Below are 23,791 nucleotides of genomic sequence, written 5' to 3' on the forward strand. Positions count from 1 at the left end.
ACCCCCGATGTGGCCGACGCCGCGCTGTTCACCCCCCCTGGTCCTTTAATTATGAAAATGGGTTATATCTACGAAATGCCATATTGCATATAAAATTATCGACCATTTACAGAGAGGACGCTAGAAGAGGATCACCGGTCGACCGCGAAGCCCGCCAGCTGCGAGCGCGCGCTGCGCATCGGCGGTTTGCTCGGGCACATATTCCCCTGCGACGCGCAGCTTGATCTCCGAGGCTGCGACCATATTGCGAAGCAGTTCGAGCCAGTCAGTACGTTCGAGCACCTCGAACACGAACACTGGCCTGATCTCAATCCCGCGCTCGGCGGGCTTATCCCCCCAGCCCCGAACCGGGAGGTACACGCCTCCGTCACGGATGGCACCAAACGACGTTTCCGCAAGAAGCGCCGTGTCGAGGAGCGCATCAACACCTTCCGGCACCTCACGGCGAACCGCATCGGCGAAGTCTGGTCCCCGCTCGACCACGACGTCCGCGCCATAGCTCCGTACAAGACCGGCCTCTTCCGGCTTCGCGTCGGCGATCACCTTTATTCCCCGCCGTTTCGCGACGGCAATCGCGTAGTTGGCGAGAAGCCCGGCCCCGCCGGTTACGGCCAGGAACCGCCCCGTTTTCAACTCGGCGAGTTCCAGCGCGCGGAGCGCCGTCAGCCCGTTCATCGGCAGGGTGGCAGCCTCCGCAAAGGATACACCCTCAGGCATGGGGACGACCGAAGCAGCGGGCACCACGATGTGCTGCGCCTGGGCGCCCCCTTCCGGACGCCGTGGCATGACTGCTGCCATCACCTTCTCGCCGGGACGAAGGCGCGACACGCCCGTCCCGACAGATTCGATGATACCTGCGGCATCCATGCCCGGCACGACAGGCGAGCCCTGATTGTCAAAGCCTCGGTCGCGCAGCAGAAGGTCCGTCGGATTGACCGCCGCCGCCTTCACCTCGATACGGACTTCATCAGCCGCAGGCGCCCGGACGGCGCGTTCCAGGAATTGGATGACCTCATAGCCACCTGAACCCTTATATGTGACGGCCTTGCCTGTAAGCGGCCGATTTGCTGACTGTTCTGTCATCCATGTACCTCCATAAACTGCGGTCCGTCGCCCTAATGGCAAATCTGTCGCTCACTGATTGCTCGGGAAGGCGAGCGAGAAGGATGAGGACGCAGATTGCTCGGGCTCCGGCCATCGCTGCGAAACGGTCTTCATCTTGGTATAGAACCGTGCTGCATCAGGCCCGAACATGTGAGCGTCGCCAAATTTCGAGCGACGGAGGCCGCCGAAGTTGTGATGTCCCACGGGAACCGGAACGGGCACGTTGACGCCGAGCATCCCTGCCTCGACCTCGGTCACGAAGCGATGCGCCGCATGACCGCTGCGTGTGAAGATGACGGCGCCATTGCCATATTCGTGCGCGTTCGTGACCTCGATGGCCTCATCCAGGTCCTTCAGCCGCATGATGCCGCGCGCCGGACCGAATACTTCCTTCTTCCAGAACTCCATCTCGACCGTCACATGGTCAAGCAGGGACGGCCCGGCATAGAAACCGTCCTCCAGGCCAGGCACGACCAGGCCACGGCCATCGAGAACCAACTCGGCACCAGCCGCGACGCCGTCGGCGATCGCCTGTTCCACGACTCGCTTGGCATCCGCCGTAATCACCGCGCCAAAGTCGGCCTTCGGGTCGTTATACGCCCCGACGTGGAGCGCCTGGATTTTCGGGACGACGAGAGAGCGCAGCTTCTCGGCGGTGCCTTCGCCGACCGCGAGCAATAAAGACACCGCCATACAGCGCTGGCTCGAGGATCCGTAGGCCGCACTCACGAAGGCGGACGCCGCACTCTCGAGGTCGGCGTCGGGCATGACGACCATGTGGTTCTTGCCGCCGGTATATGCCGCGACGCGCTTGTCGTTCGCGCAGCCCTGACGGTAGATATACTCGCCGACATGGGTCGACCCGACGAAGCTGATCGCGGCGATTTTCGGGTGCCTCAAGATCGCGTCCACGATTTCCTTGTCGCCGTTGACCGCGTTCCAGACGCCATCCGGCAGCCCCGCCTCACGCCACAGCTTGCCGAGAAACGCTGACGCGCCGGGAACCCGTTCGGAAGGCTTGAGGATGACGGCGTTGCCGCAGGCAATGGCCATCGAGGTCATCATCAGCGGAACCATCACGGGGAAATTGAAGGGCGCTATGCAGCCCACGATCCCGACCGGTTGACGGATCGAGAAGGTATCGATCCCGCCGCCAACGTTACGGGAATATTCGCCCTTTGTGATCTGAGCGGCATTCGTGGCGAACTCCACCGCCTCAAGCGCGCGACCGATCTCGCCTTTCGCATCCGCGATTGTTTTGCCGTTTTCGCGCCCGATCAGATCGGCGAGCTTATCGGTGTTCTCAACGACCAACTGCCGCATGCGGAAAATGACTTCCAGGCGACGAGCTTGCGAGGCATTGGCCCATGCTCGGCCAGCGCTGAACGCGACATCAGCAGCATGGTCCAGCGTCGTTTTGCTCGCATAGGCGCAATGATAGAGTATCGAGCCATCCGACGGGTTGAACACGACGCCGCTGCGGTCGTCATCTCCTTTATACGCCTCACCCCCGATGAAATGCGTCAGATCGTCCATAATTATGCTCCGTGTTATTCAGGCCTGATGATTGAGGCTGGGCGCATAGAAGCGCTGGATGCTGGAGAAATCCTGCAGACCGTTTTCTTGCGCGGCCGCAGCATGAAGCGAGAACAAGTTCCTGACGAGCGCGCCGAGCGGGACGGAGGCATCCCGAACCTGCGCATTCGCGAGCGCGAGACCCAGGTCCTTGAGCATCAACCGCGTCTGAAAGCCTCCCTGGAAGGCGTTGCTTGCCGGTGCGTCTTCGATGACCCCCGGCCACGGATTCCATCGATCCAGCATGAAGTTGTTGCCGCTGCTCCGCTTGAAGATGTCAGACAGCGCCGCGGGATCGAGCCCATTCCCTACACCGAGCGCAAGCGCCTCGGCAGTGCCGGCCATGAGTATAGCCGCGAGCATATTGTTGCAGATCTTGGCAACCTGCCCCGCGCCGCTGTGGCCCGCGTGGAAGATGGCATGGCCCATCGCACGGAGCACGGGTTCAGCGTCAGCGAACGCTTCGAGGTCCCCGCCGACCATGAAGCTCAACGTTCCCTCACGGGCGCCCTTGGGGCCGCCGGACACCGGCGCGTCGAGCATGGCATAGCCTTTCGCCTTCGCCGCGCCGGAAAGAGTTCGCGCCGTCTCTGGCGCGATGGTCGACGAATCTATAAGAAGCGGCCGGTGCGCAAGGCGCTCGATGAGCCCCCCCGACCCCTGATAGATGGCGTTCACGATAGCATCATTGGGCAGCATCGTGATGACGATGTCTGCCCCGGTTGCCGCATCATATGCCGAGGAGGCCGCCCGACCGCCCAGCTCGACCAGTCGCCGAACCGCGACCTCGTTCAAATCATGTGCCGAAAGCGTGTAGCCCGCCTTAAGCAGATTCTCGGCCATGGGCGCGCCCATGTTGCCAAGGCCTATAAATGCGACATGCGTCATGTTGTTTTCTCGGTCTTGCTGGCCGCTCATTATTGTGCGGGGGTTGGCATTGGGCTGATTTTGCCGTGGAGGTTTGCGAGGTCGTCGCCGAGTATCCTGTCGCCGGCGCGGACCGGATTGGCGTCGATGAGCACGAACAAAAAGCGCACTGGTGCTGATCCTCTGACGATCCACTTATGGTTGGTTCCGCGCTGGATGACGACGTCGCCGGCCTTCAGACCGCGGATCATCTCGCCATTGTCGAGCTCCATGTCGCACGCCCCCGCCAGCACCACGGCATAATCGAGCGTCTCGGTGCGGTGCATGACGCTGGCGCTGTGCGCATCAGGCCCCAGCTCGCCGATGCGCAGCAGCACGCGCTGGCCCTTGGGGCCGGGCTCGCCATTGTTGAAGGCGCTCTCGTCGTTGTTGACGGGAAGCTCACTGGTGCACCACACCGTCATCGCCTGATAGTCCGGAAGCCGCTCTTGCGACCGCATGACCTCGTCCTGCCGGACGATCGCGTTGCCTTCATCGTCATGCCCCGTGACAACACGCCTAATCTCAAATGCCACAGCGATCTCCTTCCTTCACAGGCCCTCAGGGCCGACGTTTTACAAACCCGCGACTATTTTGAAGTCCGGTTCTGTTTGCCCTCCGGCGCATGTCTCCAGTCCACTATTAGGCGACAGGCGCATTCACCCGCCGGATGAACTTCACCAGGGTAGCGGCCCATTGAAGTCAGAGAAGGAGCAGGTTGGACCGTCAGGCCCGAGCAGGGCGAGCCGTACGGGGTTTCGCGCCGCCTCCCGCACGGTCTGCGTCCCCGTGTTGTTTGTGAGGCCGGTCCGCGTGAAGCCGGGACATGCAGCGTTGACCTTGACCCCAGAACCTTCCAGCTCGATTGCCGTGGCGACGGTGATCGCATTCACGGCAGTCTTGGATGCACCATAAAGCGGCCCGTAGATTGATCGGTAGGGCCCGGCTGGATCTGCGTTCAATGTCAGCGAACCCACTCCGCTCGACATATTGACAATCCGCGCCTGAGGCGCCTTGCGGAGAAGCGGCAGCATCGCCTGTGTAACCATCAGGACGCCGAACACGTTGGTCTCCCAGACGGCGCGAACCTCATCCATCGAGACTCTGCTTGGATGACTTAGCCGGGAATATTCATCGAACGATCTTCCAGCTGGCAACCCTCCCCTCTGCAGGATCGCGGCATTGTTTATAAGCACGTCGAGGCGGCCGAAATCTCGACGGACGAGTTCGGCCGCGGCCGCAATCGACGCCGGGTTAGCGACGTCGAGCACTATCGCGTGAGCCTTCCCGTTGATTGTGCTCGCTGCTCGCGTGCCCCGCTCCAGGTCGAGCACGCCCAGCAAGACCGTAAGACCTTTGGCGGCCAGTTCCTTTGCAACTTGGAACCCAATGCCCTCGCTGCCGCCCGTGATCAGAGCGACTTCGCCTTCTCGGTCGCGGGCAATGTCATCAGTGCTCATCTCACATCCTCCACGCTCATCCTGGTTACTGCTCAGGCCCGCCCAGGGGCCTGCCGTTGGCCGCCGCTATCGTGCCCGGAGCGGCATACCAGGATCGCAGGGCCGGCTTGACCGGCCGGCCCTGTCAAACCAGTCACTTCAGCCGATCTTGCATATGGTCGATCTCAGAACCGCGCCTCACCGGTGACGCCGAACGTTCTTGGCGGCGCAAGGTATGAAACGAGAGGGGTACCGATCAACGTGCTCGTGACGGTCGATGCGCTTATGGTCGTTTTGTCCGTAATATTGCGGACCCAGAGCGAGATACTCATCTTGTCCGACGGCCCCCTGTACTCGAGGAAAGCATTGCCTTTGGCATGGGCTGCCTGAGAGACAACGCGATTCCCGAAAGGCGTAAAGTATACCCTGCTTACGTGCTCCACCTCACCCCGCAGAGAGAGCCATCCGTTGAAGGCGTCCAGTCCAAATTCCAAGCCGGCTTTGCCTTGCAAACGAGGCGACTGGGGTAGGTAGTTCCCGGCATAGTCGATTACCGGCGCGCCTGGCAGCGTCGGGTCGGCGGTGACATAGCGCTTAAACTTCGCGTCCAGATATCCTTCGTTAAGAGTGAACTGGATGTGGTCACCTATCTTCGCCTGGACCTCAATCTCCGCTCCATAAGTGCGCGCAGATGCGGCATTCTGGGTAATGATCGTCGTCTGCTTAACGAGTGCAACCTGCAGATTCTTATAGTCATAATAAAAACCGGATGCTGCAATCCGGAGACGACGGTCAAACAGTTCCGCCTTCAATCCTACTTCGTAATTCCAAAGTGTTTCGGGCTTGAAGGCAGGCTGAACCGATCCGAGGTCAAAGCCACCGCTCTTATATCCCTTTGCTACTGTCGCATACATATTTACGTCGGGTGTAAAGCGGTAGCTGATCGTTACCTTCGGAGTAAAGGAGGTGTCGCTCAGCTTGCCCGCGTGAGTGTCATAATGGTACAAACCCGACGCCTGCGGATCAGTCAACGGTGGCAACGATGTCAGCGGATTACTGAAGTTGTAAGGATCGAACAAATCAAACTGGTTCGCGTCCTGTACAGTTTTTCTCTCCCAAGCATAACGAATGCCAAAGGTCAGGTCTAATTTGTCCGTAGCAGAATAGGTTGCCTGTCCAAACCCGGCGACCGTATCGGTCTTGGCTACACCCCCAGCCCAATACCCCTGTAGAAATCCGTTGGGCGACGATGGAAGGGTGAGCCCAAACGTCTGGGTCGCGAGATTGGTTGCTTCGGACCCGAACGGAATCTCGACACTGCCTTTGATGCGCTCGTGAAACCCGTAAACTCCGGCAACCCAGCGCAGGCGTCCAGTTTGCTTGGAGAGTTGGAACTCTTGGCTATACTGGTCCGATTTTTCGGCGATGGTGAGCATAAATGCATCGCCGGTAGATAGATTGAAAAGGTTTTCGTATTTCGTGTGCCTATATGCAGTGGTCGACTTAAAAGAAATCTCCCCGAAGTCGTAGGTCGAGGTAAGTCCGGCTCCCCAGAAGTCCCGGCGGTTGTAAGGGTCGCGTTGAGAGCTAATATCTCTGATATCTGCGGGTACGGGCGCACCATGCGACGTCACCGGCAGGAGTGTGACAAATTCGGTAAACATCGGGAAAGCCTGACCACCGCGATGCGCCGCGAAGTTTCGGTCTTTCTCGTGGTGATAGTCGACGGCAACCAGGAAGGTCAGGGGGCCGTCCGGGAGTATCTTGAGCTTTCCACGAACACTCTGGGTTGAAGCGTTATCGATTTTGCGGCCCGTCAAAAGGTTCTTTCCATAACCATCACGATTCGTGATCTGGGCGGCCAGCCGCGCCTGCACAACATCGGCAATCGGTCCAGACAGAGCCGCTTCTTCTGTGAAAAGCGAATAATTCCCGATCGTTTGCCTGAAATAGCCCGACAGATCCTCGGTCGGATCAGCGGTTATAACATTCAGCGCGCCGCCTGTGGCGTTCCTGCCATACAGCGTGCCCTGTGGTCCCCTTAGAACCTCGATTCGGCTAACATCAAAGAACCCACTGGCTGCAGTGGCTGGCCTGCTATAGTAGACATTGTCCACATAATAGGCGACGCGCCCTTCGGCGCCTGTGTTGATCGAGTCAAATCCGACACCGCGTATCGCGATGCGAGCAGTCCCGCCATAGGAACCAAAATTGAGATTGGGTACCGAGCCCGTCAGCGACTGAACATCCGTAATGCGCTGCTTTGCAAGATCGGATCCTGAAACGGCAGTGACTGCGACTGGTATACGCGAGAGGCGTTCCGAGACACGCTGTGCGGTCACCAGAATTTCCTCAAGACCTTCGGGCTGCTTATCACCAGGAGTCGGCGAGTTGGTCTGCGCAAATGCTCCGGTAGCCCCCATCGCCGCGCTCGCAAGCAGAAGGTAGCGCACTACTTCAACAGGTACGATATTATTCATGCTTCCATCCCCTAAACGATGTGAATTCATATATTTATTTTTGCGTTCTGTGTTTTTGTCCGCACTCTCGTCCAAATGAACGTTTTGAGCTATCAGTCCATCTGTTACTCATCCGAGAATATGTCTCGGATATTGAACGCTATTAGCTTCGAGTTATCTGGATTATTATTTACATATGCCAGATCATGAGAGGCTGCGACGCATACGGCAAGTATATCTCTGTCATTGCCGCCGACCGCGCACGAGTAAGCGCCCAGTCCTTCCTCAACCCGATATTCTTTCATAATCGATCCACCCGGCGCGACTAGGGTCCAAACTCAATCAGCCTCTTGAAAATCGTTGGTCTCATTGATTCAAGGCGTTTTCGCTGAAGAGGAGGCCTTGGGGATGTCGCGTTCGTTGTTCTGGCTATCGGATGAAGCGTGGACAGCAATCGAGCTCCACTTGCCCAAGAACCAGCCAGGAGCACGACGTGTTGATGACCGGCGGGTGATCTCCGGCATCGTTCACATGCTCAAGTGCGGCGGTCGCTGGGCAGATTGCCCCGCCGAATACGGGCCGGCGACGACGGTCTACAACCGATGGAACAGGTGGAGCCGGCGGGGCATCTGGACACGCATCCTGGCTGCACTGACCGAAGAAGGCTGGATCGCCGAGACCGGGCAGATCGATAGCAGCTACATCAAGGCTCACCGTAGCGCCGGTGGGGCAAAGGGGGGGCGCGAGCCAATGCCATTGGGATCTCGCGTGGCGGCCGGACAACAAAGATCCACGCCCTTGTCGACGTCCTCGGACGGCCGCTTCGTCTCGTCCTGACGCCCGGCAACACATCGGACGTGAAGGGCGCCGACCTGCTCATCAACGAAACAGCGGGAATGAAGCGGGTGATCGCCGACCGCGGCTACGACGCCAATCGCATTAGGACCATCCTGCGCGAACAGGGCACGACCCCGGTGATCCCCGGCCGCCGCAACCGCAAGCGCCCGATCCAATATGACAAACGCCGCTACAAAGATCGCTGGCGGGTCGAGGCTATGTTCTGCCGCCTCAAGGATTTCCGCCGGATCGCTACTCGCTACGACAAGCTTGCACGAAACTTCCTCTCAGCCGTAAGCCTCGCTGCCGCTGTGGCTTTCTGGCTCTGATTGAGTCTCAACCCTAGAACAGTTGCCTTGCGGCCAAACGGATCGCAAACCCAGACGTTGCCTTCCGCATTGGCGGTAATTCCGTCAGGGCCGAACACCATTGCAGGTACGAAATCCGGGAGATCAGAGTCTCGGATAGGTGGACCGAAGCTTGCCCATATAGACCGATCCGTCAGTCCACCATCGCTCTCGACTCTGAAGGATGTCAGCCGTTGTCCGAAGGTCTCAGCAACAACCAGGGTTTGTCCATCATCAAGGAACGTCATGCCGTTGGGGAACAGAAGATCGTCGGCAGCAATGTGGACCGACCCATCTGGATCGACGCGCAGGATCGCTCCTGGGGCGAACGGTGCTCCACCTTGCACGTCGAACCCCATCGTACCAATATAGCTCCGGCCAAAGGCGTCGGTAACCATGTCATTGGGAATGCCGCGCTGCGCCGACGAGAGATCGGCGAAGTGCTGGAGACCGCTGGCGTCCAGCTTGAGAAGCTGGCTGTCGTGCATCGCCACGATGACCAGTTCACCTTCGGGCAGCCAGCCTATGCTCGAGACAGTAGTATCATGAGCTAGAATTGTCTCTGCATTGCCCTGGGGGGTAACAGCGATCACCTTGCCACCGAAGCAGTCCACCGCCCAGAAGCGCCCATCCCGCCACCTCAGGCCCTCGAGAAATTTCCAGCCTGCTGTAAATGTCTGCATCCTGGCCTTCCCTTCTTTGGATTCTGTCTGATTTTTCCCGCTGTGCCGATCTAATCGGTGGCCAGGAGAGTGCGTGTGACGCGAGTACTTTTTGGGCAATACAGCTTTCGCGGGCTGCAACTCAGCCATATGCAACGCAGCGCCAATGGCCTCCGCATCCAGGAGAAGCCAATCTCGCTTTCGCTCAGATGGGCTTCATGTAAAGCGTATTTGAGCGCAATCGCTGCGATCACCGTGGCCGGACGCTGAGCCATTGGGATCTCTGTCGCCGACGTCCCTCCCATAATTATTGTTGGGCGCATCAGGTTGAAGCGCCGAGAACATTGTTTGCACAATCAGCGCGTAGCTGCACCGCGAGCATCTGCAGAGGCATTGTGCGAAGATGCACACCGTGCTTATAGATCAGGGGTGAACTGGGACGATCTCCGCTACTTCCTTGAACTTGCGCGTACGGGAAAGCTGACGGCTGCGGCGCGGCGATTGTCCGTTGAACATACAACCGTGTCCCGCCGCGTCCAGGCGTGCGAGGCGAGTGCCGGGGCGCCGCTTTTTACACGAAGCGCGTCTGGATATGCGCTGACGGAGGCCGGCCGGAAGTTGTTGCCGCGCGCCGAGGCCATGGAGCAGGCCTTTGCGGGAATTGAACGCTCGCTTACCGGCGAAAGTCGAGAACCGTCCGGACTCGTTCGCATCGGGTGCAGCGAGGCTTATGGAACCACGATCCTGCCGCGTCATCTGGTAGATCTCGCATCGACATACCCGAACTTGAGCGTCGATTTACTAGCGCTTCCAAGGGTAATTCAGCTGCCTCGCAACGAAGCGGATATCGTAATCACGATTGATCGGCCAGAGCGGGGCCCATATGTTTCCGTCAAGTTGGCCGACTACGTGCTCCGCCTCTATGCCTCCAAATCCTATCTGGCGAATACGGCATCGATTACCACGAAGGAGCATCTGAAAGGTCACCGATTTATCAGCTATGTCGAGGATTTCACGATCGCGAAGGACCTGCCCGCTGCGCAGCCGCTGCTCGCCCCGGATTATGTCCCGCTGAAAAGCACAAGCATTCTGGCGCAGCGGACTGCCGCGATCGCGGGTGCCGGAATCGCGATCCTCCCGACCTACCTGATCACTCGGGACATGGGTCTCGAGGTGATTCTTGACGGCGAAGTGCGCTTCGAGCGCACCTATTGGATGGCGATGCCACTCGAACTCAAGGGATACAGGCGCATACGGTTGGTGTGGGAGTTCCTGCGCAAGGCCGCTTTGCGAGAACGCCCACAAATGATCGCATGATGTGCCTTCACGCCTAAAGCGAGTTCGGGTCCGAGTGGCCACAACTCCAGATGTTTAGTCCTGGCATTGGATGGTGCGGATTGAGTGCAAACCTTGTGGCTTTTTGACCTTTAAGCCGGGTACTTCTTGAGGCGGCTTGCGTTCCTAACCGACGGACTCAAGGGCGGGCGTGACGCGTCCCATGCAAGGGCCAAAACCGATTGACACGAAACCTCCGCGCTCACACCGACCGAATAGTGCGATCTCATCACCATCGTCGATAAATTCACGTGTTTCGCCATTCGGGAGTGTAATCGGCTCCTTGCCCACGGTCGAAAGTTCAAAAAAGCTTGCCAGATCCGCCCTTGTTGGGCCGGATATCGTGCCTGTTCCGATGAGGTCACCTGGGGCCAGGCGGCAACCAGTTATGGAATGCTGCGCAAGCATCTGCGCAGGGGTCCAGTACATGTAGCGCGACCCGGTCTTGAGGAGAGGAGCAGGGGGCTCGCCAGCCGCGCGCATCTTTTCCGTCCAGATAGTCGCAGACAACGCGACATCAATCCCGCCTTCACGTTGGTCGGCAGAATCGATCAGGTAAGACGGAACCGAGGCAGTGCCGGGCATCCGCTCCATGGCCGGCAATCTAAACGGCTCCATAGCATCCACCGTGATCACCCACGGCGAGATGGTTGTGCCCGAACTTTTGCCGTTGAACGCGCCTAGGGGTGCCATTTCGAACATTTGAATGTCCCGAGCAGACCAGTCATTAAGGAGACAGAAGCCGATGACATGGTCGGCTGCGTCGCTAATTGATATGGGCTCGCCCGTCCTGTTGCCTGGGCCGACAAAGAAGCCCATTTCGAGTTCGAAGTCGAACCAGACGGAAGGGCCGAACGTTGGCAAGGGGTCCTGATCAAGGCGCTTGCGCATGCCAAGCGGGCGGCGCAGTTCCGTCCCGCTGACCAGAACCGTCGAAGCCCGGGCGTTATACGCCGTGGGGATATAATGATAGTTCAAGGGCAGCTGGTAGTGCGGGCCGTTGATTATCTCTCCGCACCTTATGGCATGATGGATTCCTACGAAGAAATCCGTAAAGCCGCGGATCGAAGTCGGCAGGTGCATAGCACAATCGGACATCTCGTGCAGGAGGCTGTCGTCGGGAGTTCCCGTTTCGGAGTCGAGAATGGCGAAAACATCGTGCCGCAACTCTGTAACTGGACTGCGGCCCAAGGCAAAAAGAGCATCCAGATTTTCGCCGAGCACCGCCTCTGCCGCAGGTTGACGCAGAAGCCCCCGTTCCGCCGCGGTGCGAAGATCCAGAATCTTGTCTCCGATGGCCACTCCACATCGTGGCCCGTCCGGCGCTTTCGAGAAAACGCCAAGCGGAAGATTTTGAAGCGGGAAGTCTGTTCCATGGTCGTTGGCGCTTGCAACCCAGCTACGCCGGCTGGCGACATGCGTGTGATCGATAGCCATATGCTACTCCCGAATATGCAGAGGGCTGGCCGATCGGCAACAGAACAGCAGACGCGCGCCTCGTCACCCTCGGAAAAGAGTGTCAGCCCATTCAGTCGATCGATTGAAGCAAACGGCGCAGGATGTCAAGGAGTCTGGACTCCCCGCGCGACGCAGCAGGCAGCACCTCTACGCTCACCAAAAGCATTCCACCTTGGCTTTTTGATGCAACTCGGATCCACCCGGACAAGGCTATGGAATGAAGCCGAGCAGGCCGGTCAAATAGCCTTGATCCTGGCTTTCGCAGCCTCATATTCTGCAACAAGTCGATCAACGATCTCGGCAACTGGCGGCGTATCGATGATTGAGCCGACGCCGTGACCACCGCTCCAGACATCACGCCACGCCTTGATGCCTTCCGGAAGGTTGGGCTTGAAAAGCTCGAGCCGATCGGGAAGGGCATCGGGATCCAAGCCTGCTCGCACGATAGAACCGCGCAGGAATGTCGCCGGTAGCCCGGAGATTCTATCGGTCAGAACGACATCGGCCATGGTTTCGGAGACCAACAACGCCTTGTAAGCCTCAGACGCGAGCGACTCTTCGGACGCGGCGAATCGAGTGCCCATGTATACAAGATCGGCGCCGAGCGCGCGGGCCGCGGCAATACCGCTACCGTCGGAAATCGCACCGGCGAGCAAGATCGGACCGTTCCAAAAGGCACGGACTTGAGACACGAACGCGAAAGGGTTGGCGGTGCCGGTGTGTCCGCCCGCCCCGGCGGTCAGGAGAATGAGTCCGTCGACACCCGCCGCGATCGCCTTCTGGGCATGGCGCAAGGTAGCCACATCGTGGAACACAAGGCCACCAAAGGCATGAATTCGCTCTACCGCCTCAGCGGGATTGCCCACGCTCGTAATCACCACGGGAGGCTTGATCGCTTCGAGCAGTCTTAAATCATCGGCGAAGCGCGGCGCTCCAGGCCCCTGTATGATGAGGTTAACGGCATAGGGTTGCTCGTCCAGAGTCCCTTCGATCTTCTCCAGCCAGCCTTTGAGTTGATCCGTCGACCGAGCGTTAAGCGCTGGAAAGGCACCGAGGATGCCGGCTTGCCCCGCAGCGATTACAAGGTCGGGACCGGAGACCAGCAGCATGGGTGCTGCGACGACGGGAAGCCGCAAACGGGTCTTGAGGTCGTCAAAGTTCATACGATTTCTTCCAATACAGCGGACCGGCTAGATATTTGAGCCGTCACATGCCAGGCGCCGACCTGTTGAGGCCGTCCATTTCTGGTTCAGTTGTTGCTCGGTAGCCGAAAGTGGCCGGCGCGCCAGGAGCGGGATCCGTTGGCAGGAGTCGATGTGCGATTGGCAGAGTCAACAGTGCCGTATGACGAAGTCCTGGTGCGGAGCGCGCTCTGTAACAAGCTGGTTTTCCTTTGCTTCATAGTCAGCATAGCCGAGCGCCATCCCCGAGACAATTACATGTTGGTCCGGCAAATTGAGCACTTTCCGTACCGGCCGACCATATTCCGCCCACGCCTGCTGAGGGCATGTTTCGAGACCGTAGGCCCGTGCAACTGTCATAACGTTCGTCATGATGTTGCCCAGATCGATCCAGGCGCCGAGCCCCCAGTCCCGTTCCATCGTAAAGAACAGACCAACTGGCGCACCAAAGAACTGAAAGTTGCGTAGTAGCGCGCGCTTGCGCCCTTCGAAATCGTTACGCTCTATCCCGTAGATCGCGAAGAGATCGAAGCCGACCTTCCGACGCCGAGAAAGATAAGGCTCCCGAAATTCCGTGGGAAAATAGGGATAATCATCGCTGCGCTCTCCGGAATCCGCTGCTTCGGTAACTTGACGGCAGAGGGCGTCGCGTGTTTCCCCGGTAACGAAATGGATCAGCCAAGGCTGCATATTCTGTCCGGACGGCGCGCGCGCGGCGATCTCGATAATCTCGAGCACGGTTTCGTCCGCCACCGGCGTTGGCAGGAAACGCCTGATCGAGCGACGTCCTTTGACTGCATCGATTATTGCCTGCCTATCGCCGACTACACTCATACCGGTTCGCTCCCGTTGCCTCGGCTTTTGCTCACGTGCGCAGTAGGGCTAATATCCTGCCTTGCCAATACAGGCGCACGGTGGCGGATGCCGCCCGAGCATGCCTCGCCTGCGCTGCTTCCTATCGTGGCAGGCTGCGAATGCGACTTGTCAGCGCCGTATAGCGACAGAATTTCACGAGCCTCATCGGACGCCGCAACCGTTCAGGCAAGGCCTTCAATAATTTGGAGGAAAGGGCGGTTGCCTCAGTGCGGATGCCTGCATCCAGCACTATGCCGGCCGGCCAGGCATTCGGCTCGGCGGTTGGCGTGACGCGCCATCATGTCGAAAATGCGCATGAAATCCGTCTCGGCGTTCGGATGACCCCATTGGCGAAACAGGAAGTTCACGCTGCCAGTCACCCGTTCGGGGCAAAGCCAGGAGTCATAAGGGGGATCGAAGACGATTTCGTCCGCGGCTTCTTCGACCGCCATTCCGGCTTCAAACCGAAGACGCGCTTCGCGGCGAAGCGTTTCCAGATAGGTCTTGAACATCCGCACGCCGGCCTTGTCCGTCAGCGGCCCGTGGCCCGGCACGACGACATCGATGTCCAAGCCGAGCATGAAGTCGCACGCGGCAAGCCAGCCATCGAGCGAGCCCTCCCAGATCGCTGGATGAACGTCCATAAAAAGAAGATCGCCGGTATAGACCGTTCGGTCCTGCACCGAGTGAATCACCGTGTCTCCCGTGGTGTGCGCCGGGCCAACATTGAAAAGATGCACATCCTTGTCGCCGACCTTGAGCGCGAGTTCGCGTTCGAAAGTTTCCGTAGGGGGCACCAGTATATTGTCTTTGAAGTCGAAATTCTTTCCCCAGGCGGCGATGAGCTGCGCTCCCTCGCCAAGCGTGTCCGCATCGTCGATAATCGCCTGGAGCTTTTCGGGAGTTAGCTTGAAAAACTCCCCCGCGGTCGGCGCTGAGGTGATGATACGCGCGCTACCCGCAACCCGGTTGCCATAGGTGTGGTCGCCGTCTGCATGAGTATTGACGAGCATGTCGATTTGCCGTGCCGCGGGGCTTGCATCGCGCATTGCGCTTAGCATCGAGCGCGTCATATGAGGATCATATAGCGTATCGACGAGAAGCGAGCACTCCCCGCTTGTGATCAATCCGGCATTGCTCCAGCCCCATGAACCATCCGGCTCAATCCAGGCCCAGCAGCCGTTGCCAATTTCATGCAGCCCTTTGTTGAACCGTACCATAACAGGATCAAGACCTCCCATATCTCGTCGATTCGATATCAATCAATCAGATGAATGTCAAAGGGGCATCGCATACGACGGAGGCCTCTTGCGCGCGATGGGTTCGACCCTTCAGTTGATTGCGTCGAGCGTTTGATTGTGGCATCACCGCGCAATGTTGAAAAATGCCCAAGAACAGCCTGAACAGGATGCCATCGATAACACATCCGTTCGCGACAAGTTGATTGCGGTAGCCGCCTTCCATTTTGCAGAGCATGGCCTCCTGGGCGCCAGCCAACGCGCCATCCAGCGGGAAGTCGGCGTCAACCCAGGGGCCGCGCACTATTATTTCGGCTCGAAAGAGGCGCTCTACCTCGCAGTTATTGATGATTTCCTTCAACGGAGCCAAGCCGAGCGGCTTGCCAATCTGCAAGCCCTCCCCCCAGGAGGAAGCTTCGCCGAGCGCCTGCGATACCTGCTTCGGTCCTATCTTGCTCCGCTCCTAAGTGACGCAGATACCAAACGCGGCCATAGCTATCTTCGTATCGTCGTCGCCCAACTCGCCCATGCCGACATCGGCATGGAGGCAATGGAGGCGCAGCTTCAAGAGCTACGTGAACAGTATGTCGAGCAATTGAGCAGGATGTTCCCTGCGGTCCCTCGAAATCGCATCGAGGAAGTGCTGCGCGCTTGCGTGAGCATCGCTGCTGCAATGCCTATCCAGTTGAAGCCCGAAGCACTGAACAAGCAGAAAATCGACGCGATGATTGAGGACGTAACCGAAATCGCCGCAATGGTGTTTGAACGGCTTTGTGATCCGCACCACCCCTAACGCTGGCGCCAGATACCTTCAGCCCTGTAGAGGCGATTAGCCGCCTCCGCCATGGCGCCGCCGCCTTCTCACAAATCGGAACCCTCGAAAAATCTGCGGCGGTGGACCGGTTTGCCTCTGGCGAGCCGATGTCCCGCACGCCGTTGAGCGTCGATGTGGATGATCCCGACCCTGGCCAAATCTTCCCCTCAATCTACACGCCTTGACAATCATTCGAATGACTGACAGAATTTAAATATAATCAATGGGGAGAGGAAGCAGATCATGGCCAGCAAGCACCTGATCTCCGATTCAGCCGTAGTTCCAGCGCATATCGCAAAGCAGGTGGTGAGTCCGGCTGCATATGCAGACTGGGACGCTATCCATGAAGCGTTCACCGAGTTGCGAAAGACTCTCCCCCTTGGCCTGGTGGAGGCCCCCGGCTTCGATCCATTTTGGCTGGTCACCAAGCATGCCGACCTTATGGAGATCAGTCGGCAGCCCCTGATTTTCTCCAATAACGACCATCGCTGTGCGCTTCTGAGCCAATCCGCGGAAAGGCAATATCTCGAGACTCGCGATGAGGTTCCGTTTATTAGAGCGCTTGTCACGATGGATGCGCCAGAACATTCTGTCTATCGTCGGCTGACGTTCAAGAACTTTACACCCAAAGGCATTCGCGGTCTTGAGGAAAGTATCCGGGCGCTTGCCGTTGAGTCCATTGACGAAATGGCCGCACAAGGAAGCTCGTGTGACTTTGCCGAGAGTGTAGCCCTCCGTTATCCGCTACGAGTGATTCTCTCGCTTATGGGTCTGCCGCGTGAAGACGAGGATATGATGCTGCGGCTTACGCAGGAGGTCTTCAATCCGCAGGATCCCGACATGAGCAAGACGCGCTCGGACGTCGACGAGAGCGAGGCAAGTTCATATGATCTCGGTGCGCTTGCCGAATTCAACCAGTTTTTCAGCGACCTTATCAAGGCGCGAAGAGCTAACCCCACCGATGATATTGCATCACTGATCGCCAATGCCAGGGTGGACGATAAACTTTTGCCGGACTGGGACGTGGCGAGTCAGTATATCGCGATATTGACGGCCGGGCACGATACGACCAGCTCATCGACAGCTGGCGGGGTTGCCGCGTTGGCGGCTGCGCCTGACCAGTTCACCATGATGAAGAACGATCGCTCGCTCATTCCCGCACTGGTCGAGGAATGTGTCCGATGGACGTCGCCTCTGCTCAGCTTCATGCGGACAGCCGAGCGTGATTATACCTTGCGGGACCAGACCATTCGCAAGGGGGACTGGTTGATGCTGTCATACCCATCCGCCAATCGCGACGAGGACGTCTTCGAGGAACCTTTCGTCTTCAAAGCGAACCGCACGCCAAACCCCCAGATCGGGTTTGGATACGGCCCACATATTTGCCTCGGTCAACATTTGGGACGACTTGAGATGCGGATATTCTTCGAAGAGTTTTTTCGGCGCGTGAACTCGGTTGAGCTTACCGGCCATGTCGAGCGATCGAGGTCGATCAACGTTAGCGCGATCAAACGAATGCCTATCAAATTTACGATGTCCTGACGCATTTCGGATGAAGTTAGTCCAGAGTGCAGCGCGCTTGAGCCTATCTGGCAAAATAGGCCGGCTGGGCCAGGTCGGCGAGCAAAGTCGGCCCAGTCGGCCTCCAGCCGGTGGTTTCGCGCGTGCGAGCGCTTGATGCGGGAGCATCGGCTGCGGCGAAAGGTGCCAGAGCGCCGAAATGCTCCGGCGGGCGCGCCTCGGCCGGCAGGTCGAGCGCGCGACCGATCGCCTCGGCAATCGCGCGGAACGGGACCCCGTCTTCAGCACACGCATGATAGAAGCGAGCCGGCGCCCCCGCTTCCAGCGCCAAGCGATAGAGCCGGCCGGCGTCAGACACATGCACCGCAGGCCAGCGATTGGTGCCGTCGCCTATGTAAGCCGATACGCCGGTTTGGCGCGCCAGCCCCGCCAGGATTGCCAGGAAGAGTTGGTCACCGATCCCGTGAACCGTGGGGGCGAGCCGGACCGAGCCGACCCTTACACCCCGCTCGGCGAGCGCAGCCGCCGCGACCTCGTTCAATCTGGGAAAGTTGGGATCGAAAGGTGGCGGCATGTCCGCCTCCGTCACGACCCGGCCAGGGGTGAGCAGCGCCAGCCCGGCGGTGATGAGGATTCGCTTGTCCGTCCCGACCAACGCCTTGCCCATCGCCTCGATCGCCCGCCGTTCCTGCTCGGCATTCTCGACAAACCTCGAGAAATCATGGTCGAAAGCGAGGTGGATGACCGCATCGGAGTTGCCGGCCGCCTCGGTGAGCCGGTCAAGGTCGTCAAGGGTGCCGCGCAGCACTTCCACGCCCTTTGCGGTGAGCGCGTTCGCCGAGTTCTCTGACCGTGCCAGGCCGAGCACCTGGTGCCCGCTGTCCAGCAAGTCATCCACTACCTCATGGCCCACCCAACCGGTGCCGCCCGTCACGAACACGCGCATCGCAAAATCTCCTGATAGTACGCCGACGGTTGTCGGGGGGAGCATCTCTGGTGTAAAGTTGAGAGCTTATCCTGGTATAATCCCCAACAGGCTCCATCCCTTTATGCCCTGCGACAACCCGCTTGGTGCCTATCTCCGCGAACGCCGCACCCGTCTCGACCCAGTAGCTCTGGGCTATGCCGGCGGCCGGCGGCGCACACCCGGCCTACGGCGCGAGGAGGTGGCGCAGCGTGCCGGAATCAGCGCCACTTGGTACAGCTGGCTGGAGCAGGGTCGCGGCGGCGCGCCCTCCGCCCATGCGCTGGATCGGCTCGCCGACGCCCTCATGTTGACGGAGGCAGAGCGCGAACACGTGTTCCTGCTGGGGCTCGGCCGGCCGCCGGAAGTCCGTTACCAGCCGCCGGGCGGGGCGACGCCGCGGCTGCAGCGCGTGCTCGACGCGCTGGACGCCTGCCCAGCTATGATCCGGACCGCCGCCTGGGACGTGGTCGCCTGGAACCGGGCCGCCGCCGCCGTATTCACTGACTACGGTGCGCTGCCACCGGCGGAGCGTAATCTTCTCCGCCTGATCTTCCTCGATCCCGAGACACGCGCGGCCGATTTCGACTGGGAGAGCGTCGCGCGGTTCATAGTCGGGGTCTTCCGGGGCGACGCCGCGCGCGCCGGCGCGGCTGCGACCGTGCAGCCGCTGGTGGACGAGCTGTGCGCGAAAAGCCCCGACTTTGCTGCAATGTGGGGCGACAGCGAGGTACACAGCGCCTGCGAGGGTCTGAAGCGCCTGCGCCACCCTCAACTCGGCAAGATCGCACTCGAATTTTCAGCGTTCGCTGTCCATGGCCGGCCGGATCTCACCTTGCTGGTGTATACACCCCTCTCGGCCGACGACGCGACCCGGATCCGGGCGCTTGCCGCGCCCTGCATCGCTGCGACAGCGGCAATGCCGGATCATTGCGGTAGGCGCTGGGGCGCTCCCGAGGTGGACTGACCACCAAAATCCACATGCTCGCCGACGCGCTGGGCCGACCGCTGCGCTTCATCGTCACCGCAGGCCAGGTGGGCGACGTCACCCAATCTCCTGCCCTGCTCGAAGGACAGACAGGCGGTGCGGTGCTGGCCGACAAAGCATATGACAGCAATGTCTTGCGCGCCATCATCGCCCAAATAGGCGCTATCGCCGTGATCCCTTCAAACCGCACCCCCAAGGTCGTCTTCCCGCACGACGCCATTGTCTACAAACAGCGCAGTCGCATCGAGCAATGCTTCAACCACCTCAAGCACTGCCGTCGCTTCGCCACGCGCTACGAACGCCGCACAATCCATTTCATAGGCTTCGCATTCCTCGCCGCCGCAATGGACTGGCTACGCTGAATGTCGATCCGTCCTAGCATGGTCGCGCTTGATCTTCTTGGCGAGCGACCATTTGTGGACTTCGGTCGGGCCGTCATAGATGCGGAACGCGCGGATCTCGCGGAATATCTGCTCGACCACCGTATCGCCCGACACGCCGGTGCCGCCCATCACCTGGATGCAGCGGTCGGCGACCCGGTAGAGCGCCTCCGACACCGCAACCTTGGCCATCGAGCTTTCGACTGTGCCCAGCGAGCCGCCATCGAGCACATCGGCGCACCAGTCGATCATCAACTCGGCCTGCTTCAGGTCGATCAGGTTTTCCGCGAGCATGAAGCCGACGCCTTCATGATCGACCAGCTTCTTGCCGAAGGCCTCGCGGCGGCAGGCATAGTTGGAGGCGATCTCCTGCGCGCGCATGGCGCTCCCCAACCAGCGCATGCAGTGCGACAGACGCGCCGGCGACAGGCGGACCTGCGCATATTTGAAGCCGGCATGGGGCTCTCCCAGGATATTCGCCACCGGCACGCGCAGGCCGTCAATCGTCACGATCGCGTGCCCGCCCGGCATCGAGCTGTCGATGGTGTGGGGGATGCGGTCGATCCGGATCGCGGGATCAGGCAGGTCCACCAGGAACATCGTCGCCGCGATCCCTCCTGATCCGTCATCGGTGCGCGCCATGATGATCGCGATCTTCGCCCCCGCAAAGCCGGTGGCGAAGGCCTTGCGGCCGGAGATAACCCACTCGTCACCCTGCTGCACCGCCACGGTTTGCAGCATTGAAGGATCGGATCCCGCGCCGCCCTCGGCAGCAGGCTCGGTCATCAGGAAGGCGGAACGGGCGTTGCCGGCGACCATGGGGGCGAGGAAATGCGCCTTCTGCGCGGCCGTTGCCACGCTGCCCAGCAGCAACATATTGCCCTCGTCGGGCGCGGCGGTGTTGAGAGCCAGCGGGCCGAGCGGAGACAGGCCGGAAGCCTGGAGGACCCGTGCGGTAGCCCGCTGGCTCAGGTGGCTACCGTCGGCGCGGATATGCGGCGTCAGCAGGCCCGCGGCGCGCGCCTTGTCGCGCATTTCGGCGACGAGGCTGTCGAGCGGACCATGGCTATCGCGTCGCGCATCGCTCTCATAGGGTATGATCTGCTCGCGCACGAAGGCTTCCACCCGCGCCGCAAGCGCGACGGCATCCTCGTCTGGACGAGCGGCAGCCAAATTGCTCAGGCCCGTTGGTCGATGGCTACGACGGTCTTGCCGACAGCCTGCCGGTTCGCCATTGCCGCGATGCGGTCTGCAGCCTGCTCGAGCGGCACCACGCGCGGCGCAGGCGGGGCGAGCCGACCGCCTTCCATCAGGCCAAACAGGGCGCTCATATGCTGCGCGAACAGGCCAGGCACCCGGCCCACCGTCTCACCCCAGCTCACGCCGACGACGTCCGCCGACTTGAGCAGCACGATGTTCGCCGCATATTCGGGCAGGCCAGCCGCGAAGCCGAGCACCAGCTGACGCCCGCCCCATGCAAGCGCCCGAAGCGCGGCGGTGCCGTAAAGCCCGCCAACCGGATCGCATACCACATCGAACAGCCGGTCACCCGCCTGTTCCTTGAACAATTTGGTCAGAGACGCCTTGTCCCCGCCTTCGGCCGGATAGACAAAGGCCTCGTCCGCCCCCAAGGCGCGCGCCGCCTCGGCCTTCTCGGCCGACGATGCAGCAGCCACCACGACCGCGCCGAGCGCCTTGCCGAGCAGCACCGCGGCCTGGCCGACACCACCCGAGGCACCCGTCACCAGCATCTTCTCGCCCGGCTGCAGGCGCGCGCGATCCGCGAGCGCGTGCCACACCGTGCCATAGGTCACGACCAGCGATGCGGCGATGGCATCGTCGAGCCCGGCGGCGATCGGCGCCGTCAGATGAACATCGGCGACAACATATTCGGCGATCCCGCCATAGGGTACGAACGCCACCGCGCGCTGGTCAACCAGCGCCGCATCGACGCCCTCCCCGACTTCGTCGACAATGCCGGCGACCTCGATCCCCGGCGAGAAGGGCCTCGGCGGACGGATCTGGTAGCGGTCCTCGATGATCAGCGCGTCGGGGAAATTGAGCCCCGCTACGGCGACCTTCAGCCGGACCTGGCCCGCCCCGGGGCTAGGCCGGGGCACTGTTCCCACCCGCAGACTGTCGGCCTTGCCGGGCGCATCGCTGAGCAACGCCGTCATCACGGCGGCTTCGACCCCGCCGGTCACCGGCTGCCGCCAATCAGCGTCCAACGACGGCATGTTGGGCATGCGCTTGCAACCCGACGATCCACGTTCATACTTGCCTCACTGCCGTGGCAAATCCACCATCAAGCCATATTAGCGGCGAGATGCCCTCGTCGTTAACAATTCTTTCTGCCTGCCCGATAATGCGCGTCCGAGTACCTATGTCGATCACCTGGATTTCCTGCAGACGAGGCTGGCGAGAGCACCAACCGACCCGTTGCATGGCGGAATTGATCGCTGACGGCGGCCAAGGTCACCATAACTCGTCAATTTCCCTGAGCCGGAGCCGGGTGTATACCAACCGGAAATGATCGCGAGTAGCAGTTCGCTACCTGCTGAAGATTTTGCGGGCCATAGGAGTGAACCCCAATGTTGCAGAAGATTACGTTCTGAATTAGCGGCATGATGACTTCCGCCGCCGCGGTTGACGCTCATGTAAATCGCGGCAGAAACTATTGCCGTGCAGAAACGTGCTGCCAAGCCTCCGAAAGCCGAGACTGAAATGCGGGCGCGGCGTCGCCGCCTCTTTAGCGAGAAAGATGGGAGCATCCTATGGAACAGCGTAATCTGGGTGGTTCAGGCCTCAAGGTGCCGCCTCTATGCTTTGGCGGCAATGTCTTCGGCTGGACTGCAAACCAGACAGAGTCATTTTCCCTGCTCGATGCCCTTTTAGACGCCGGGTACAATTTTATCGACACGGCAGACATGTACTCAAACTGGGTGCCTGGGAATGTCGGCGGCGAATCCGAGGATATTATCGGGCACTGGCTTAAATCGCGCGGCGTTAGAGATCGCGTTGTTATCGCGACCAAAGTCGGCGGGAGCATGGGTGACGGGAAGAGCGGTTTGTCCGCGAACTACATCAAGACGGCCGTCGACGAGTCTCTTCGCAGACTGAAGACGGACTATATCGACCTCTACCAATCCCACACTGACGATACCAGCATCCCCCTTGAGGAAACCCATGGCGCGTTCTCCGACTTGATTGAAGCCGGAAAGGTTCGCGCCATAGGCGCTTCGAATTACAGTGCAGAGAGATTTGAAGAAGCGCTTGATTGCAGCAAACTCAATGGGCTCGCCTCCTATACTACGGTACAGCCGCTTTATAACTTGATGGAACGAGCCACTTTCGAGGAGAAGCTTCAGCAGCTCTGCCTCTCTCGTCAGGTTGGCGTAATACCCTATTACTCACTCGCGAGTGGTTTTCTGACCGGCAAGTACCGGACACCAGACGATCTCGCGCGTCACGCACGTGGCGCCGGGGTTGCGCAATATCTCGACGCGCGCGGGTTGAAGGTTCTCGAGGCGCTGGATCGCGTGGCGTCGGAATATGACACGAGCCCGACGGCGGTTGCGCTCGCATGGCTGATGTCGCGGCCGGCGATAACCGCCCCAATCGTTAGCGCGAGCAGCGTCGACCAACTGGGAGAGTTGATAAAGGCGGCCCACCTTACACTTGGTTCAGAAGCGATGCAGTTGTTGGACGACGCCAGTCGCTGATCATCG

21 protein-coding genes are annotated in these 23,791 nt (G+C 60.0%); 7 read left to right on the top strand and 14 right to left on the bottom strand.

The features are described 5' to 3' along the window. Nucleotides 1–120: 120 nt before the first annotated feature. The 6 genes from BSL82_RS10760 to BSL82_RS10785 all read right to left on the bottom strand — a co-directional run bounded on the left by BSL82_RS10760 (nucleotide 121) and on the right by BSL82_RS10785 (nucleotide 7,504). On the bottom strand, nucleotides 121–1,083 hold the full coding sequence (locus BSL82_RS10760; RefSeq protein WP_083579152.1) for an NADP-dependent oxidoreductase: 963 nt from the start codon (nucleotides 1,081–1,083) through the stop codon (nucleotides 121–123). Nucleotides 1,084–1,134: 51 nt separating this feature from the next. Next, nucleotides 1,135–2,640, bottom strand: a complete 1,506-nt coding sequence (locus tag BSL82_RS10765) for a CoA-acylating methylmalonate-semialdehyde dehydrogenase (protein WP_072597524.1) — start codon at nucleotides 2,638–2,640, stop codon at nucleotides 1,135–1,137. Nucleotides 2,641–2,658: 18 nt separating this feature from the next. Further along, complete coding sequence (mmsB, locus tag BSL82_RS10770; RefSeq protein ID WP_226998432.1) at nucleotides 2,659–3,597, bottom strand: 3-hydroxyisobutyrate dehydrogenase; 939 nt, start codon at nucleotides 3,595–3,597, stop codon at nucleotides 2,659–2,661. Beyond that, nucleotides 3,597–4,121, bottom strand: a complete 525-nt coding sequence (locus BSL82_RS10775; RefSeq protein ID WP_072597501.1) for a cupin domain-containing protein — start codon at nucleotides 4,119–4,121, stop codon at nucleotides 3,597–3,599. The genes mmsB and BSL82_RS10775 overlap by 1 nt, the downstream gene beginning before the upstream one ends. Before the next feature lie 141 nt (nucleotides 4,122–4,262). Beyond that, nucleotides 4,263–5,045, bottom strand: a complete 783-nt coding sequence (locus BSL82_RS10780) for an SDR family NAD(P)-dependent oxidoreductase (RefSeq protein WP_072597525.1) — start codon at nucleotides 5,043–5,045, stop codon at nucleotides 4,263–4,265. A gap of 164 nt (nucleotides 5,046–5,209) precedes the next feature. Beyond that, nucleotides 5,210–7,504 carry a TonB-dependent receptor gene (locus BSL82_RS10785; protein WP_072597527.1) on the bottom strand — a complete coding sequence of 765 codons (2,295 nt, stop codon included), beginning with the start codon at nucleotides 7,502–7,504 and terminating at the stop codon, nucleotides 5,210–5,212. Between the two features lie 387 nt (nucleotides 7,505–7,891). Here BSL82_RS10785 and BSL82_RS20000 point away from each other — a divergent pair. Further along, nucleotides 7,892–8,649, top strand: a protein-coding gene (locus BSL82_RS20000) for an IS5 family transposase (RefSeq protein ID WP_193408578.1) whose coding sequence is annotated in 2 segments (ribosomal slippage) — nucleotides 7,892–8,225 and nucleotides 8,225–8,649 — 759 coding nt in all. Because the reading frame shifts where the segments join, the coding sequence is not laid out codon by codon here. Here the strand turns inward: BSL82_RS20000 and BSL82_RS10800 are convergent. Next, on the bottom strand, nucleotides 8,580–9,479 hold the full coding sequence (locus tag BSL82_RS10800) for an SMP-30/gluconolactonase/LRE family protein (protein ID WP_083579154.1): 900 nt from the start codon (nucleotides 9,477–9,479) through the stop codon (nucleotides 8,580–8,582). The two genes, BSL82_RS20000 and BSL82_RS10800, sit on opposite strands and share 70 nt — an antisense overlap. Nucleotides 9,480–9,758: 279 nt before the next feature. Here BSL82_RS10800 and BSL82_RS10805 point away from each other — a divergent pair, with 279 nt between their 5' ends. After that, the gene (locus BSL82_RS10805; RefSeq protein ID WP_072597531.1) at nucleotides 9,759–10,646 is read left to right on the top strand and encodes a LysR family transcriptional regulator; all 888 of its coding nucleotides are present in this window, start codon (nucleotides 9,759–9,761) and stop codon (nucleotides 10,644–10,646) included. A gap of 144 nt (nucleotides 10,647–10,790) precedes the next feature. Here BSL82_RS10805 and fahA read toward each other — a convergent pair whose 3' ends face one another. The 4 genes from fahA to BSL82_RS10825 all read right to left on the bottom strand — a co-directional run bounded on the left by fahA (nucleotide 10,791) and on the right by BSL82_RS10825 (nucleotide 15,399). After that, a complete protein-coding gene (gene fahA / locus BSL82_RS10810) occupies nucleotides 10,791–12,101 on the bottom strand; it encodes a fumarylacetoacetase (RefSeq protein ID WP_072597533.1) in 1,311 nt (436 codons plus the stop codon). A 257-nt stretch (nucleotides 12,102–12,358) separates the two neighbouring features. Beyond that, a complete protein-coding gene (locus BSL82_RS10815) occupies nucleotides 12,359–13,285 on the bottom strand; it encodes an NAD(P)H-dependent flavin oxidoreductase (protein WP_072597534.1) in 927 nt (308 codons plus the stop codon). Between the two features lie 168 nt (nucleotides 13,286–13,453). Beyond that, nucleotides 13,454–14,137, bottom strand: coding sequence for a nitroreductase (locus BSL82_RS10820; protein WP_072597535.1), 684 nt, complete (start codon nucleotides 14,135–14,137; stop codon nucleotides 13,454–13,456). Between the two features lie 245 nt (nucleotides 14,138–14,382). Further along, nucleotides 14,383–15,399, bottom strand: a complete 1,017-nt coding sequence (locus BSL82_RS10825) for an MBL fold metallo-hydrolase (protein ID WP_072597537.1) — start codon at nucleotides 15,397–15,399, stop codon at nucleotides 14,383–14,385. A 133-nt stretch (nucleotides 15,400–15,532) separates the two neighbouring features. Here BSL82_RS10825 and BSL82_RS10830 point away from each other — a divergent pair, with 133 nt between their 5' ends. Next, nucleotides 15,533–16,189, top strand: a complete 657-nt coding sequence (locus BSL82_RS10830) for a TetR/AcrR family transcriptional regulator (protein WP_072597539.1) — start codon at nucleotides 15,533–15,535, stop codon at nucleotides 16,187–16,189. Between the two features lie 264 nt (nucleotides 16,190–16,453). Continuing rightward, nucleotides 16,454–17,752: a cytochrome P450 gene (locus BSL82_RS10835; protein ID WP_072597540.1), complete on the top strand. Its 1,299-nt coding sequence runs from the start codon at nucleotides 16,454–16,456 to the stop codon at nucleotides 17,750–17,752. A gap of 43 nt (nucleotides 17,753–17,795) precedes the next feature. Here BSL82_RS10835 and BSL82_RS10840 read toward each other — a convergent pair whose 3' ends face one another. Next, on the bottom strand, nucleotides 17,796–18,677 hold the full coding sequence (locus BSL82_RS10840) for an SDR family oxidoreductase (protein WP_072597541.1): 882 nt from the start codon (nucleotides 18,675–18,677) through the stop codon (nucleotides 17,796–17,798). Nucleotides 18,678–18,780: 103 nt separating this feature from the next. On the opposite strand from BSL82_RS10840, the gene BSL82_RS10845 reads away from it, so the two are divergent. Further along, entirely contained in the window at nucleotides 18,781–19,662 is an 882-nt protein-coding gene (locus BSL82_RS10845) for a helix-turn-helix transcriptional regulator (protein ID WP_072597542.1), read from the top strand. 14 nt (nucleotides 19,663–19,676) lie between these two features. Further along, the gene (locus BSL82_RS10850; protein ID WP_072597543.1) at nucleotides 19,677–20,045 is read left to right on the top strand and encodes an IS5/IS1182 family transposase; all 369 of its coding nucleotides are present in this window, start codon (nucleotides 19,677–19,679) and stop codon (nucleotides 20,043–20,045) included. On the opposite strand, the gene BSL82_RS10855 is transcribed toward BSL82_RS10850, so the two are convergent. Further along, nucleotides 20,037–21,245: an acyl-CoA dehydrogenase family protein gene (locus BSL82_RS10855; protein WP_226998700.1), complete on the bottom strand. Its 1,209-nt coding sequence runs from the start codon at nucleotides 21,243–21,245 to the stop codon at nucleotides 20,037–20,039. The two genes, BSL82_RS10850 and BSL82_RS10855, sit on opposite strands and share 9 nt — an antisense overlap. Further along, nucleotides 21,242–22,300 carry an NADPH:quinone oxidoreductase family protein gene (locus tag BSL82_RS10860; protein WP_226998433.1) on the bottom strand — a complete coding sequence of 353 codons (1,059 nt, stop codon included), beginning with the start codon at nucleotides 22,298–22,300 and terminating at the stop codon, nucleotides 21,242–21,244. Before BSL82_RS10860 ends, BSL82_RS10855 begins: the two co-directional genes overlap by 4 nt. A 537-nt stretch (nucleotides 22,301–22,837) precedes the next feature. On the opposite strand from BSL82_RS10860, the gene BSL82_RS10865 reads away from it, so the two are divergent. Next, complete coding sequence (locus BSL82_RS10865; RefSeq protein WP_072597545.1) at nucleotides 22,838–23,785, top strand: aldo/keto reductase; 948 nt, start codon at nucleotides 22,838–22,840, stop codon at nucleotides 23,783–23,785. Nucleotides 23,786–23,791 lie beyond the last annotated feature (6 nt).

Origin of the sequence: Tardibacter chloracetimidivorans (assembly GCF_001890385.1) — a bacterium.
Classification (GTDB): Bacteria; Pseudomonadota; Alphaproteobacteria; order Sphingomonadales; family Sphingomonadaceae; genus Tardibacter; species Tardibacter chloracetimidivorans.